This window comes from Paenibacillus odorifer (assembly GCF_000758725.1).
GTDB lineage: Bacteria > Bacillota > Bacilli > Paenibacillales > Paenibacillaceae > Paenibacillus_AQ > Paenibacillus_AQ odorifer.
The window spans coordinates 873,589-888,756 of the sequence record NZ_CP009428.1; the positions used below are offsets into that span (position 1 = coordinate 873,589).

Consider the following 15,168-nt stretch of genomic DNA (forward strand, 5'->3'; position numbering starts at 1 on the left):
TATTTAAGGTGGGACTAGAGAAATGAACAAGAAGAAATGGTTAACAGCGATACTAATCATAGGTGTATTGGCTATCGCCTTCTTTTGGGGCGGGGATTACCAGAAGAGCCCAAACAAGGTCGCTAATAGTAGCGTTGAGACACAGGTTATAGAGCCAGAGAACACTGCTTCCGCAACAAATGTTGATGTTGAACCCACTGAGGCAATCGCTACTGAGACAACAGAGATAACACCGTCAGCTACGCCAAGTGAAACAGCTAAGCCTATTGAAACCCTAAAACCAAATGAATCGGCAACACCAACGGAAGCTGTAACACCAACAGGAACTGCAGCACCAACAGAAGTTGTAACACCGGTCGTAACAACAAAACCTGCTGCAACGAAGCAACCGACCGCAACGCCGAAAGCGGCTAAAACGCCCGTGCCGGAAACGAAAGCGACGGCAAAACCCGTAACAAAACCTGATTCAAAAGTAGCGACAACAGAAACCAAGCAGGAACCGAAAAAGGATAAATTTCTTACCGATCCAGTGCCGAGCGGGAAACCTAAACCAGTGGAATGGCAAGATGCAACAGTAGATAAGAAGAAGCAATTAACGGCTACCTTGTCCGTCTCAGCGGCAACAATTTTAGATAACATGGATATTTTTAATGAGGATAAGCTTGAAGTATTGCCGGCAGATGGTATCATTTATAAAGCGCAGAAGGTAACCTTTTATGAAGGTGAGTCTGTGTTTGATGTTCTACTAAGAGAAATGAAGAAGAATAAAATCCATATGGAATTTAGCATGACGCCGATCTATAACAGTAATTATATTGAAGGCATAAATAATCTGTATGAATTTGATGCTGGAGAGCTCAGTGGATGGATGTACAAAGTAAATGGCTGGTTCCCTAACTACGGCAGTAGCCGTTATGTTCTCAAAGATGGCGATGTCATTGATTGGGTATACACTTGTGATCTAGGTCGAGATGTAGGTGGGTATGTAGCCACAGGAGGAGCTCAGAAATAATGAAGGATAGCTTTTCTACCTTTCATCCGTTTGTGAATTTTCTATATTTTGTTGTTGTATTGCTGTTTAGCATGGTGTTTATGCATCCTATATTTCAGGTGATCGCCCTTAGTAGTGCTGTAGCCTACTCAATTATGTTAAAAGGAAAAAAGGGCATCCGATTTAATCTGCTTTACATGATTCCTTTTCTGCTATTTATGGCAGTGATGAATCCTGTTTTTAATCATCAAGGGGTAACGATCTTGTTCTATTTAAACAACGGGAACCCCATTACGAAGGAATCGATTCTTTATGGCGTGGCAGCGGCGTGTATGTTTGTGACGGTAATTATTTGGTTCTCCTGTTATAACGTCGTGATGACCTCGGATAAGTTTATTTATATATTCGGAAAAATACTGCCGGCACTGTCGTTGATTTTTTCGATGGTGCTTCGTTTTGTTCCTAGATATTTAGCGCAAATCAAGGTGATTTCTAATGCTCAAAAATGTATAGGCCGGGATGTCTCACAGGGAAATCTCCTCGCGCGTGCGCGGAATGGGATTACGATTCTCTCCATTATGACCACCTGGGCTTTGGAAAATGCGATTGAGACAGCGGATTCCATGAGATCGAGAGGGTATGGATTGCCGGGCCGTACAAGCTTTTCTATCTTTCGGTTAGATGCCCGAGACAAAGTAGTTCTCTTGATCATGACAGGCTTAATTGCGCTGGTAGCCGTAGGGGCAGTGTTGGGTGAGAACACCATGAGATTCTATCCGTCGATTAAAGCGAGCACAATTACACCTTTTAGTATTCTTATATATATCGCTTATTTTGCGTTATGTATGATCCCAGTGCTCATCAATATGGTGGAGGAAATGAAATGGAAATCTATCGAATCGAAGAACTAAGCTTTACTTTTCCTGAACAAGAGCAAGCGGCTCTTTCGAATATTAATCTTACGATTGAAAGTGGAGACTTCATTACCATTTGTGGAAAGTCAGGCTGTGGCAAAAGCACTCTGCTTAGACAACTGAAAACAATCCTAACCCCACATGGCAATCGCCAAGGGGCAATTTATTATAAGGGTCAACCTGTAGAGGAGATCGATCAACGCACACAGGCAGCGGAAATTGGTTATGTACTCCAAAGTCCGGACAATCAAATTGTGACAGATAAAGTATGGCATGAGCTTGCTTTTGGGCTTGAGAGCTTAGGGTACGATAATTCTACGATTCGCCTGCGTGTGGCGGAAATGGCTAGTTTTTTTGGGATCCAGACCTGGTTTCATAAAAGTGTGACCGAGCTATCAGGCGGCCAGAAGCAGCTGCTTAACTTAGCATCCATAATGGCTATGCATCCCTCGGTTCTAATCCTCGATGAGCCTACCTCCCAGCTAGATCCTATTGCGGCTTCCGATTTTCTGGAGACGGTCAAAAAAATAAATCGTGAGCTGGGAACAACCGTGATCATGACCGAGCATCGTCTAGAGGATGTTCTTCCGCTTACAGATCGGTTGATTGTGCTGAATGAGGGAGCTGTGATAGCTGATGATCCCCCGCAAAAGGTGGGCGAGGTTTTATGTAAGCTGAACCATCCGATGTTTCTGTCCATGCCCTCACCGATGCAGATTGTTGCAGGAGTAGATCATGACTTAGTGTGGCCTGTTACTGTAAAGGAAGGACGCCAATGGTTGGATGCTTTTCTAAAGGGTAAGACTCCTGCAACGATGGCAGAAACTCAGCCTAGCACGAAAGAAGCCGGCCCTGTAGTCATAAAGTTTAAGGACGTATGGTTTAAATATGATAAAAATGGGCCGAATGTCATTAAAGATTTGTCGTTTGAAGTGAAGCAAGGGCAATTTTATTGTATTGTTGGCGGGAATGGAACAGGGAAGACATCGACGCTGTCGCTGATGAGCGGAATCCTTCAGCCTTATAGAGGGAAAGTTCTTATCGGCGGGAGCAACCCTGCGAAGATGAATGCCAAAGCGTTGTTTACTAACAATCTGGGTATCCTCCCGCAAAATCCGCAAACCTTATTTGTGAAAAAAACAGTCGAGCTAGATTTATATGAAATGTTATCCCAGCTCTCTTTGACGAAGGAAGAAAAAAACGCCAGAGTTGAAGCTGTGGTTAAGTTCGCAGAACTGGAACATCTCCTCTCCATGCATCCGTATGATCTCAGCGGGGGAGAACAACAGCGTGCAGCGTTGGCGAAGGTCCTTTTGTTAGAACCAAAGATTCTGCTGTTGGATGAACCGACCAAAGGACTGGATGGACCCTTCAAAGAGAAGCTAGCCGTATTCCTGCAAAAGCTCAATGCCGAAGGCGTTACTATTGTAATGGTCTCGCATGACGTTGAATTTTGTGCTAAGTATGCTGAGGTCTGCGCCATGTTTTTTGATGGAAGTATCATCACTACGAATGAAGCACAGAAGTTTTTTGCGGGAAACAGCTTCTATACAACGGCCGCCAACCGTATGGCGCGTCATGTATGGAATGAGGGAGTAACGATAGAGGGTGTGATTGATTTATGTCAAAGAAGCAGATAACGGATCGTCGTTTGAGTCGTCGAACTTTATTAGCGGCACTACTAATCCTCATAGTCATTCCAGCTACGATTTTATTAGGCATCTTTGTGCTAAATGATCGGAAGTATTATTTTATCAGTCTATTAATAGTTATCTATACGATGATTCCTTTTGCGATGGTGTTCGAGAACCGGAAGCCGCAGGCGAGGGAGCTGATTGTTATAGCAGTGTTAGCAGCCATTGCCGTGGCGGGACGCGCAGCCTTTTTTATGTTGCCGCAGTTTAAGCCAGTGGTTGCTATTGTCATCATCGCAGGGGTAAGCTTGGGTGCGGAGGCAGGGTTTCTGGTTGGCGCTGTTGCAGGTTTTGTCTCGAATTTCTTCTTTGGGCAGGGTCCTTGGACGCCTTGGCAAATGTTTTGTTTTGGCATCATTGGCTTCCTGGCGGGCATTTTCTTCAAGAAGGGTCTGCTTAAAAAGAATAAGCTTTCGCTATGTATATTCGGAGGCTTAGCGACGTTTTTCGTATACGGAGGCATTATCAATATAGGCTCGTTGATGATGTTCACTTCAGAGTTCTCCTGGCCGGCTTTAATGACCACTTATATTTCAGGTTTTTGGTTTGATATGGTGCATGCGATCTCGACGGTGGTATTTTTGTTTTTTATTGCTAATCCTATGATTGAGAAGTTGGATCGGATAAAAACGAAATATGGGTTGATTGAGCCTTAGGTTCTTGGTGTTAGCTTTTGGACGTTGTGCGCTGTGGGCTTTTTACGCTGGCGGACGCTCCGAGAACGGACTATTGTTCCAATCGCTGTTGTGTCCAGATTTTTTTGAATTTTTAACCTCAACGGTAAAATCCGGACACAGCATATGCTTACGAAGTGAGCTTTCCTTCGGAAAGCTTTCGGGCGAACGATCACGCTTTTCCACAATCAGTCCGTTCTCTCCGCTGCTATCAGCGCGAATTCCAAAACAGAAACACACAAACACACAAACTAAAGGCTCAGCGCCTCCCGCTTCAGTTTTTAGCGGAAGGGGGAGGGGAACTAGTGGCTACGAATCAAGCCACTGTGACAAGCCACTGAAAAGAGAATATACCTAGTAGCGATGCTCCTAGGTGAAAACTTATAAAAACAGGCGATGTTCCGGTATCCGGCATCGCCTGTTTTTTTGATTCACTTAACGTTCAGCAACAACTTTGTGCGGGGGAACCCCAGCATCGGGCTGCTTATGAGTGGCTTCAAGTGTGGAGAGGTCGCCGTCCAGTGTTTTGAGTCCGGGGAGCAGCAAGGCAGCGCTGGCACAGAGCAGTGGAAGCAATCCGGCGATGACAAAAAGCGCAGGCACGCCATAGAGTTCAGCAATCGCGGCGCCGGCAAAAGCACCAAAAGGCTGCAAGCCGCCACCGATTAAAAAACGGATGGAGTTGACTCTTCCTTGCAGATTACCCGGAACCAGACGTCCATGGAGTGAAGAGCTTAAGGAACCGAAGAAGGGAGCTATCGTTCCGGTGGCGAATACGGCGGCGAGAGCAAAAGAAAAACTAGGAAATAACCCCCATAATGTTGTTACTAAACCGATGGTCCCCAGACTGCCGAGCATGACAAACCGCCTCTTTTTAATTTCCCCTATCATGGAAATGATGCTTAGCCCGACTAAGGTTCCAAGTGCGAAAACTGTACTAAGTGTGCCCATCGTCGCCGCATCACGGTGGAGCACTTCGCGTACAAAAGGAACCATCATGGTCCAGACGGCAATGGAGCTTAGATTACTAATAGAGGCCATCATCATTATCGTAAGCATGGCGGGGAATTGTTTATAGAAGGTAAAACCCTCAGCTATTTCGCGAACATAGACGGTAATGGAGAAACGGCCTGGAGCTGGAGAGGGCTTGGGTAGCTTCTGCAGGCACAGCAAGGTAGTGATGGCCGCAACGTAACATAACATGTTGATGCTAAGGGCTGGCAGTGCTCCACTGGCAGCGGTCAACGCCCCAGCCAGGGCGGGGCCTAGCAAGACTGCTGCACTTTTGCTGCCATCGATGATAGCAAAAGCCCGCACCAGCTTCCGGCTATCGGCAACGCCGGGAATAACAGCCATGGCTGTTGGCATGAACAGAGCGGCGCAGGCCCCGCTGAGACCAGCAGCGACAAACAGATGCCACAGCTGCAGTTGGCCAGCCAGACCCATGCCTAGCGGCAGTGCTATAGCTAACAGGCGAATGGCTGCCAAGCAGGCCATAAAGCGTACCCGGTGGAGTCGGTCGGACAGCGGCGAGCCCAGCAAGCGCAGCAGCAGCTCAGGTATGCCGGAGCTGAGCGCGAGTGCTCCCATCGCTAGTTTGGAACCCGTCAGCTCATAGACGAGCCATTCCATAGCCAACAAGCCAAAAGCATCCCCAAAAGCACTTAAAGTTATGGTTGAGAGTAAACCATAATAGCTGCGTTTTATCATAGCCTGTTCACTCCTTTCTTATATTTCTCGCATATACGCTTACCGTCCTTATAAGGACGCTTAAGGCGTTTATGCTTAATTCTCCAAATACGACCCAATCTGCTGCGGTAGCCCATTTAAGGCTTCCAATCGCAGGCTGTACGATGTGCTTTTAACGTTGGTATGGACAATGACCAGCCCTGCTGCGCGCAACGCGATCAGATGGTAGTGGATTGTACTTTTAGAAAGTCCGACTTCCCGCACGATTTCCGTGAAATTCAACTGCTTGCCTGTAAGCAGACGAAGGATATACAGCCGCGTCTCATCCGAGAGTGCCCGGGTAAGTCGAAGTAGTGCTGGAGCAGGCCGGCCAGCTTCGGGAGGGAGAACATCACAAGAGTAGCTAGTGAACACGAATTCATCAAACATAGAGGTGGTGACCAGTGGGCGGGCATGATATTGCGGAATGATAATGACCTTCTTCAGACGTTCGGTTGGATAGAGGCGCATTCCGTCGGTTGCTGCTTCAAAGACTTCCATATCATTGTTCCCATTCAGTGTCGTTCGTCTTGACTCGGCTTCCTGTTCAAGCCCTTTGAGGATATTAGGGTCGATTCCATTGAAGTAACCCGCGTTCCATTCGCGCAGGATGTCAGAGGCAGTGTCTCTTAGCTCGGAAAGATTAGAGGGGACCGATTGGCCGAAACGTCCAGATATTTCATACAGTTCACCCGAAGTTAACCCATCAAACCAATCCAGAAAGCTGCTAACCGAACGTTCTACTGGACAGCACCAAATATAGGGAGCCAAACTGAAATCATCAAGTTTCTTAACGACCTCTTGCATTTTACGAAGCAACATCGGGGCAAATCTTGCTTGGACTTCACGTACCCAGAGCTTACCGGAATCCATAGCAGTATGGTTCTGCTTGCTTAGAAAAGCAGTCATACTGTTCACACATTCATACATGGGGGCAAAATCGACTTCTACTTTATATTCCATGAGCTTCTCCATTCTTTGAGTAAGTTACTGAAACAATTATTTGTTCTATAATTATAGAACTTATTATTAGTTTTATTGTAAACGAACTAAAATTCGTTTTCAATAGCCATTCGACTGAAAAACAAAAGAAATTTTAATTACGAAAAAAAGACAGTTCCGGTAGGCACATTTTGTGCACTAGGAACTGGCTTTTGATGTCTACACAATTTATATACTTTTTAGGAGTTCCACTTTCTGTCTTCAGGCTCATAATGAAGAGACTAGGTTAAGAAGTAGCCCACAGCAAAGATCAGCGCAACAATAAAGTAATGAAGCCAGTTATTCCTACCGAAGACAAACTTACCGTTGAGCCATCGGGAGATAAGACAGGTGAGAAAACCGATAATAAACCAAATGAAGTTAAGCGGTTTACATAAGGCATAAAGGGTGATGACGACTAACGTAATATGAGAAAGCAAAAACAAATAAATATAACCCACAGCAGATTTAGCGGAGCCCTTAATTAGAATCCCCACTGCCCCAAGCACACTAACCATTCCATACAAGATTATAAGGCTTGAACCTATCATTTGATGCACCCCCATTAATAAAATTAAACGTTGCGGGGTTAACCCCGTGTCAATTTATATTTGTATGGAGGAGGTTGTACTTTTGCGAATCGGTGAATTTATAGCCCTAACAGGAACTACGAAAGACACCATCAGACATTATGAGGATCTGGACTTGATTATGTCCAAGGGACCAGATGGTAAACGGATGTATACAGAGCAGCATCTGGCAGATTATTTTGTCATTCAAGAGTTGAAAAGTTATGGAGTTATACTAAGGGATATCCAGTCTATTTTTAAATTGAAAAGGAGTTATGGGTGTGGCCATGCAAAGTTGATTAAGGAAGTAGGTGAATCTCTGAATCTTCAGCTGGACGGATTGAGACAAGAAGAATTGGAACTCCGTAATCGGATACAGATGCTTGAAAGGCTGGTCCAACAGATTGCTGAAATATAATCAATTGATTATATAAGTGTTTGGTTATATAATAAATCTGAAAATCAGATGAAGAAGGTGTTATTAGATTTGAAGGAATTGCAGGGCATGAATGATTTGACTCAGGGTCCTATTATGCCTACCTTAATGAAATTAACGCTTCCCATTATTGCGACGAATTTCATCTCCACAACTTATGGCCTCGTCGATATGATTTGGGTTGGAAGATTAGGAAGTGGTCCTGTTGCCGCGATTGGCACGGCGAGTTTTTTCATTAATCTAGCGATTGCATTGTCGACTATGATTACGATCGGTACAGGGATTAAGGTTGCGTTTTGTATGGGATCTGGCCAGATAGAGAAGGCTAAATCTTATATGAAAAACGGGTTTATGATGTCTATTTTATTAGGACTTCTCTATATGAGTTTAGTTCTGTTGACCAACAATCAGTTGATTGGTTTTTTTGATCTTGGAAGTGATGAAGTTGAACGGATGGCACGACAATTTTTAATGATTTCGATCTTCGGGACGGTATTTTCCATCGTAAATACTTTGTTTGCCACACTCTTAAACTCGATGGGAAATAGTAAACAACCGTTTCAGATCTTCTCCGTTGGTCTTATGGTTAATATCGTCCTTGATCCATTTTTAATTTTTGGCTGGGGCAGTTTTGAAGGTTGGGGAGTAGCGGGGGCGGCCACGGCAACATTGACAGCGAACATTTTAGTTACGGCTCTTTTTATCATAAAGACAAGAAAGTCAGAAATCATTTCGAACACATCAGCATGGGACAGTCGTCAAATGAAAGAAGTAATCCGTATGGGACTTCCGATCACAATCCAACGGGTCACCTTTACGCTCATATCGATCGTCATTGCTAAGATCATAGTACGTTTTGGCGCGGATGCGATTGCGGTGCAAAAAGTAGGGATTCAAATTGAATCTATTTCTTATATGACTATTGGAGGACTACAGGGAGCTATTGCTGCCTTTTTTGGACAAAATTATGGAGCACGCCGATTGGACCGTATAGGGCAGGGATATCGTAAGGCTTTGATCTTAACCTCCATCTTTGGCGTGATCATATCGCTTATATTTATTGCGTTCCCGCAGCAGCTATTTTCCTTGTTTTTATCAGATCAGACAAGCCTGGAATTAGGCACTGATTATATGCGCATCATTGGCTACTCACAATTATTTATGTGTATGGAATTGATGACAGTAGGTGCTTTTAACGGCATTGGCCAAACTCATATCCCGCCGATCTTCAGTATTACATTTACTGCACTGCGAATTCCACTAGCCTTGATTTTATCCGAACCTTTTGGCCTGAATGGGGTGTGGATGTCGATTGCTCTAAGCAGTGTGTTTAAAGGGGTTATTCTTGTGTTCTGGTTTAGAAGATCTTTATTCAAAATGAACAAACAGCAGATAAACTACTAAGCAAAGGATGATCGTTGAAATGGCTTTATTAAATCGTAAACTCATACAGCTTCTAAGGGATAACCATTTGAATAAGGAGCTTTTTCACGGCGAATTTGGACTGGAAAAAGAAAATGTCAGAGTGGATCCAGAGGGAAGACTGGCGCTGACACCACATCCTAAAGCTTTTGGCAACAAAATGGAGAACCCGTATATTCAAACCGACTTCTCAGAGAGTCAAATTGAAATGGTCACCCCCTCTTTTGATTCTATTGATGAGACTTATAACTTTCTGGAGGCGCTGCAGGATATTGTGTCGCTTGAGCTCAAGGAAGAATATCTGTGGCCAAGTAGTAATCCTCCGAGGTTACCGAATGATCAGGACATCCCCATTGCCAAGATGGGTAATCCGATTGAGGATGAATACAGACATCAGCTAGCAGACAAATACGGTCGCAAAAGACAATTGCTGAGCGGAATCCATTACAATTTCTCTTTTGATGAACAATTTCTGCGACAGCTTCATGACATCGCAGATCCGCAGGTGAGCTTTAAAGAATTCAAAGACGCTACCTACTTAAAAATAGCCCGCAACCTATTGCGGTACCGTTGGCTTCTCATCTATTTAACAGGCGCCAGCCCTGTTTTTGATAAGACATATATGGAACAATGTGTAGCTCGCGGGGAATCAGATGACGACAAAAGCTTTTATTATCAGAATATGAATTCACTGCGGAATAGCGAATGTGGGTATCGAAACGAAAAACCTCTTTATGTATCTTTTGCTTCGTTAAAGGATTATGTTCATGATTTACAAGCTTTGATCGAATCGGAAGAATTATTAAGTGTAAAAGAGTTTTATAGTCCGGTTAGAGTGAAGACAGCAAGAGGCAAACATCCTTTAGAGGAACTGATGCAAGATGGGATAGCTTATTTGGAGCTTCGGTTTATTGATTTGAATCCACTCTACAAAATAGGAATCGGCAAAGAAACGATGATTTTCATTCATCTTTTTATCCTGTATATGCTGCTGAAGGAGGACGAACCGTTCGGAGTAGAGGATCAGAAGCTGGCGAATCTTAATCATGATCAACTAATCATGGAAGGAATAAAGGGATGTTTGCATGATTACGGGGATTCATGTACAACGATGGAGCAGCAGGCATTAACTTGTATTCATGAGATGCAGGATATGATCCAACTGTTGAACCCGGAGAATGAACTGTTTTTGAACGTTTTGCATGGAGCTAAGAATAAAATTGTAGAGCCAGACCGGAGCTTTGCAGCTATTGTGAAGTCGAAAGTTCAGCAATCCTCTTTTGTACAATACCATCTGAATAAAGCTAAACAATATGCTAAGGAAAGTCTTGCGAATGGATACCGTTTTGTGGGATATGAGGATCTGGAGCTATCTACACAGCTTCTTTTGAAGGCAGCGGTTAAACGTGGCATTAAGTTTCAATTGATCGATCGGGAAGAGAACTTTGTAGTGCTTACGCAAGGTGATCATAAAGAATATATTAAGCAAGCTACGAAGACCTCCCTTGATTCTTATAGTACGGTATTAATCATGGAGAATAAGATCGTTACGAAAGAAGTTCTTAAACAGCAAGGCATTCGGGTTCCCGCAGGAGAAGCTTTTCGAAATCTGGAAGAGGCAATGAATGCGCATAGCACTTACCGTAACAAGGCTATTGTGATTAAGCCCAAATCAACCAATTTTGGACTCGGCATTACTATTTTTACAGACGACTTCTCTAAAGAAGATTATCAAAAAGCTTTCGAAATCGCCTTCGAATTTGATCGAACTGTGCTACTAGAGGAGTTCATGACGGGAAAAGAATATCGTTTTCTTGTCATGGGTGATGAAGTAGTCGGAGTATTGCACCGTGTTCCTGCGAATGTGATTGGAGATGGTGTACATACGATTGAACAACTGGTGCACGAGAAGAATAAGGATCCGTTAAGAGGCCGCGGGTACAAGACACCACTTGAGAAAATTCAGATCGGTGAAGCAGAAGCGATGTTCTTGAACAACCACGCTCAGGCTTGGAGTGATATTCCTCCATTAAACGAAGTCATCTATCTTCGGGAGAACTCTAATATTAGCACGGGTGGTGACAGCCTGGATTTTACGGATGAGATCCCAGATAGTTATAAGGCTCTGGCGATTCAAGCGGCTAAAGCTGCGGGCGCCACTTTTTGTGGAGTGGATATGATGATTGATGACATCAAGGAAGAAGCCAATGCTACCAACTATAGCGTTATTGAGATTAACTTTAATCCAGCGATTCATATTCATTGTTATCCTTATAAAGGGAAGAACCGAAAGGCGGATGAACGGATTCTGGATCTATTATTTGGGGAATAAACAGAAGCTCAACCAGTACCTTTGGTTGAGCTTCTGTTTTTAAAGGAGAAATCCGCTTCCCACCCACTACATGTTCATGTTAGGAGTTGCCCGCAGCTGCAACACCACTAAAGTTTCTGGCTTGGACATTATTAAAGGGATCTGTTGCAGCTGCATTTGTGAAGATCTCTGCTGTGTACTGAATTTGACCTGTTGCGACAGCCGCTGGTGGTGGAATATCTACTGCTGTAAAACCGAAAGCTTCATTTTCTCTGCTGATCGCAACCCCAAATGTCGTGGTGAAAATGATCGTTCCGTTTCTGCGAACATTAACGGTATTGGTATTGAAAAGAGGATTGTTTTCTACTTTTAGAAATCCGGTCAAAAGTACGCGGACATTGCCTTGATTCTCAGCCGACACGCCTGCGGTCTGAATACCAATATCCCCAAAAACAAGGGGAGTCGCTGCTAGTGGAATAACTGCTGGTGTAGCATCCGAAGCAGCTTGGTTGGATAGTCTTAAATCTACAAACTGAATGGTCATATTATATTCACCTCCTAGAAATAGAATATGATAGAAGGAGAGTTAACTCTTGGATTTGCTATGTAATTCATCAGCTACCTACTTGCATGGCTTGATGATCAAGTGTTAAATGAAAGAAGGGTTAGAAGTTTAAGGAAAGGCGGGAGCTATTATCAAACATAGGAATAAGTCTAAAAGGATATTATTGATTTCATTAATGCTGTTGGCAGTGGTTATCATTGGTGCGGTGGTGCTTGGGGAACGCGGAGGAATAATGAGTAAATCCGAGAGCTCTTTCAAAAGTCCTGCTGAACCGTCGCCCCTTATCATTACACATGAGAATAGTACAGATGCTATAGAGAACTATGTCATTCTAAAGACGAGCTGGAATGGAGCGGACTATGATCGGGCCTCCTTTTACTATACGGCTTGGCATAGTGAACCTACGCTTCTAACGGGTCTGCGTCGCTTGAAACCAGGGGAGAAAATGCAGGTCGACTTTGGAGATTACGCACCGAGTGAAGTCACAATAAACATGGCCTATCTAACTGAGAGCTTTGATGAATCGCAGCTTCCAATTGTAGAAGTTCCTGTAACACTCGTGGAAGGGAAATATGAATTTGTGAACCCTCCAGCATCCACCAGTGATATTCCCACTTCGGGTCGCGTCTTTAGTGTTATAGCTAGATGGGGGGAGAACATCTGCGAATATGTCTTTGCATCAGATGGCAAGTTTGATAACTATGAATATGATTTGTGAGGTTAGTCGAAGATAAGAGATGTTCTAAAGCCGGTCCGGTTTTGGAATATCTCTTTTTTTGTCTCGATTTTAGACAAATCTAACGATGTGTCTATTTTTTAGACAATGCACCGTTATTGTCTAGATGGGGAGGACTGTTAACCTGATTAACCATTTAGAGCTAAGTTTAATTAGATCGAGAGATGGATGAGAGAATACCCGTTTTTAATATTATGAAGACAACTTTAAGACGAGGGAGGAGTGAACGTCATAGGTACAGAAACGGAAGAACTGAATTATGATGACATTCAAGGAATCGTCTTACAAGAACGCCCTACCCCTTACGTTGGGACCTATATATTGCTGTCCATCGATCATCAACAGGACGGGAAAGTGATGCTGAAGCGGCTTCTCGACGAAGTGACGTCGGCCGGACAGTGGAGTAATCCTCACGAAGGTGCTTGGGTCAACGTTGGTTTTACTTATCAAGGACTCCAGAAGCTGGGGATTCCTCAGGAGTCGCTCAACAGCTTCGACCTGGAGTTCCGGGAGGGTATGGCTGCCCGGGCAGCTAAGCTAGGGGATGTAAACGAAAGCAGCCCGGAGCACTGGGAAGACCCGCTGGGTACTGACAAAGTCGATGTGGCGCTTGCTCTGTTCGCGCCCACCAAAGAAGCGCTGCTTCAAGCAGAAGAAGCAGCCCGTCGAATCCACTGTGAACTGAATGGTGTATCCGTCGTTTACCAGCTGGATGTCGGAATGAATCCTGACGGACGTACTCATCTGGGCTTCATGGATGGAATCAGCAATCCGAGAATCGAAGGAAACCATGTACTCAACGCGGTGGGGCAGGAAGCGGAGATTAAAGCCGGTGAATTCCTGTTCGGGCATTTAAATGAATCTGGCACCATAACACAGGGACCACAGCCGGCAGAACTTGGCCACAATGGAAGTTACCTCAGTTTCCGCAAATTGCATATGAGGGTCGCGGCTTTCCGTCGTTATTTGCGGGAGCATGCGGATAATCGGGAAGAGGAAGAACTTTTGGCCGCTAAAATGGTAGGAAGATGGCCGAGCGGAGCCCCTTTAAGTCTGGCTCCTGAAGCAGATGACCCGGCACTGGGCGAAGATGTCAGCCGACGGAACGCATTTACGTACGGGGATGATCATAAAGGGTTGAAATGTCCGGTAAGCTCGCATATCCGTCGTGCATTTCCCCGTAACAGCTTGCAGGGTTCGGTTGTTAATGTGAACATCCACCGGTTGCTCCGGCGGTCAACGATGTATGGCCCTATACTGCCAAAAGGTGTAATGGAGGATGATGGTCAGGATAGAGGCCTTATTTTTGCAGGTATATGCAGCTCATTGTCCCGCCAATTCGAGTTTATCAAGACCGATTGGTTAAATGGAGGCAATTTCGCGGGTATGTCAACCGAGAAAGACCCTATTACCGGTAAGAATGAGGGGGAAGGGATGTTTACCATTCCGGACAAACCTATTCGCCACCGGATGAAAGAAATTCCAAGTTTTTCAATCACCAAAGGCGGGGAGTATTTCTTTGTTCCCAGCATGACTGCATTACGGTGGATGGCAGAGTTGGATCAACATATATCTAAGGAGGAATTAACATGTTAGAAGGACAAGATCAGACTAATCCGATTACAAGCGCTGGACGTGCCGGCCTGCGGGAAGGTGAAATATCTGAGCTTACCATCATTGCGCCGCTTAAAGATGGTGGGGCGGATCGTCTCCGTGAGAAGCTGAAAAAAAGCGCATCGAGACAAGCCGAAACGATGGCGAAGATCGCGACCGTTCACGACATGCGCTTCGTAATCTTTGATAACGACACGCGGCTGTTGTTCGCGACGGCTTATGATGGCGACTGGGATAGTTATATTGATGATTTTGGAACTGAAATTCCAGAGTTGTTGAATAACATGTTTAATGAAGTGAAGGATTTTCCGGGAATTGAATCTTCGGAAGCGAAAGATTTCATCGCCAACCATCAGATCACTGCATCTGGCTGGTACAGTGCTTATCCCGATGCCACGGTCAGAGATATTTGGCGTGGACAGCGAATTACGAAGGCCTGGAACGACCTACTTGACGCATCACAAAGCTGAAAAACTAGAAAAGGGGGCCTTGTCCCCTTTTCCTTCCTGATAAATTACAAAGAGGTGAACGAA

14 protein-coding genes are annotated in these 15,168 nt (G+C 44.6%); 10 read left to right on the forward strand and 4 right to left on the reverse strand.

Features of this window, described 5'->3' with window-relative positions:
• Positions 1-22: 22 nt before the first annotated feature.
• Genes PODO_RS03740 through PODO_RS03755 form a run of 4 tightly spaced genes read left to right on the forward strand, consistent with a single transcriptional unit; the run spans position 23 to position 4,255 of the window.
• The gene (locus PODO_RS03740; protein ID WP_038568777.1) at positions 23-1,012 is read left to right on the forward strand and encodes a DUF4430 domain-containing protein; all 990 of its coding nucleotides are present in this window, start codon (positions 23-25) and stop codon (positions 1,010-1,012) included.
• Positions 1,012-1,902, forward strand: a complete 891-nt coding sequence (locus PODO_RS03745) for an energy-coupling factor transporter transmembrane component T (RefSeq protein WP_076098685.1) — start codon at positions 1,012-1,014, stop codon at positions 1,900-1,902. Before PODO_RS03740 ends, PODO_RS03745 begins: the two co-directional genes overlap by 1 nt.
• Complete coding sequence (locus PODO_RS03750) at positions 1,875-3,545, forward strand: ABC transporter ATP-binding protein (protein WP_038568779.1); 1,671 nt, start codon at positions 1,875-1,877, stop codon at positions 3,543-3,545. Before PODO_RS03745 ends, PODO_RS03750 begins: the two co-directional genes overlap by 28 nt.
• Positions 3,527-4,255 (forward strand): ECF transporter S component, encoded by a 729-nt coding sequence (locus tag PODO_RS03755; protein WP_036684891.1) that lies wholly within the window; start codon positions 3,527-3,529, stop codon positions 4,253-4,255. Before PODO_RS03750 ends, PODO_RS03755 begins: the two co-directional genes overlap by 19 nt.
• A 453-nt stretch (positions 4,256-4,708) precedes the next feature.
• On the opposite strand, the gene PODO_RS03765 is transcribed toward PODO_RS03755, so the two are convergent.
• The 3 genes from PODO_RS03765 to PODO_RS03775 form a co-directional block, all read right to left on the reverse strand.
• A complete protein-coding gene (locus PODO_RS03765; protein ID WP_038568782.1) occupies positions 4,709-5,983 on the reverse strand; it encodes an MFS transporter in 1,275 nt (424 codons plus the stop codon).
• Between the two features lie 75 nt (positions 5,984-6,058).
• Complete coding sequence (locus PODO_RS03770) at positions 6,059-6,964, reverse strand: ArsR/SmtB family transcription factor (RefSeq protein ID WP_038568783.1); 906 nt, start codon at positions 6,962-6,964, stop codon at positions 6,059-6,061.
• 260 nt (positions 6,965-7,224) lie between these two features.
• The gene (locus PODO_RS03775; RefSeq protein ID WP_036684896.1) at positions 7,225-7,533 is read right to left on the reverse strand and encodes a hypothetical protein; all 309 of its coding nucleotides are present in this window, start codon (positions 7,531-7,533) and stop codon (positions 7,225-7,227) included.
• Positions 7,534-7,615: 82 nt separating this feature from the next.
• Here PODO_RS03775 and PODO_RS03780 point away from each other — a divergent pair, with 82 nt between their 5' ends.
• Genes PODO_RS03780 through gshAB form a run of 3 tightly spaced genes read left to right on the forward strand, consistent with a single transcriptional unit; the run spans position 7,616 to position 11,741 of the window.
• The gene (locus PODO_RS03780; protein ID WP_038568784.1) at positions 7,616-7,969 is read left to right on the forward strand and encodes a MerR family transcriptional regulator; all 354 of its coding nucleotides are present in this window, start codon (positions 7,616-7,618) and stop codon (positions 7,967-7,969) included.
• Between the two features lie 48 nt (positions 7,970-8,017).
• Entirely contained in the window at positions 8,018-9,391 is a 1,374-nt protein-coding gene (locus PODO_RS03785; RefSeq protein ID WP_244886421.1) for an MATE family efflux transporter, read from the forward strand.
• Positions 9,392-9,410: 19 nt separating this feature from the next.
• On the forward strand, positions 9,411-11,741 hold the full coding sequence (gene gshAB / locus PODO_RS03790; protein ID WP_038568785.1) for a bifunctional glutamate--cysteine ligase GshA/glutathione synthetase GshB: 2,331 nt from the start codon (positions 9,411-9,413) through the stop codon (positions 11,739-11,741).
• 79 nt (positions 11,742-11,820) lie between these two features.
• Here the strand turns inward: gshAB and PODO_RS03795 are convergent, their stop codons facing one another.
• Complete coding sequence (locus PODO_RS03795) at positions 11,821-12,264, reverse strand: hypothetical protein (RefSeq protein WP_036684901.1); 444 nt, start codon at positions 12,262-12,264, stop codon at positions 11,821-11,823.
• A gap of 184 nt (positions 12,265-12,448) precedes the next feature.
• Here PODO_RS03795 and PODO_RS03800 point away from each other — a divergent pair, with 184 nt between their 5' ends.
• From PODO_RS03800 to PODO_RS03810, 3 genes are all read left to right on the forward strand, one after another.
• Positions 12,449-13,003, forward strand: coding sequence for a hypothetical protein (locus tag PODO_RS03800; RefSeq protein WP_038568787.1), 555 nt, complete (start codon positions 12,449-12,451; stop codon positions 13,001-13,003).
• Between the two features lie 240 nt (positions 13,004-13,243).
• The gene (locus tag PODO_RS03805) at positions 13,244-14,617 is read left to right on the forward strand and encodes a Dyp-type peroxidase (protein WP_080742402.1); all 1,374 of its coding nucleotides are present in this window, start codon (positions 13,244-13,246) and stop codon (positions 14,615-14,617) included.
• Complete coding sequence (locus tag PODO_RS03810; RefSeq protein ID WP_052096778.1) at positions 14,611-15,105, forward strand: hypothetical protein; 495 nt, start codon at positions 14,611-14,613, stop codon at positions 15,103-15,105. Before PODO_RS03805 ends, PODO_RS03810 begins: the two co-directional genes overlap by 7 nt.
• Positions 15,106-15,168: the final 63 nt, after the last annotated feature.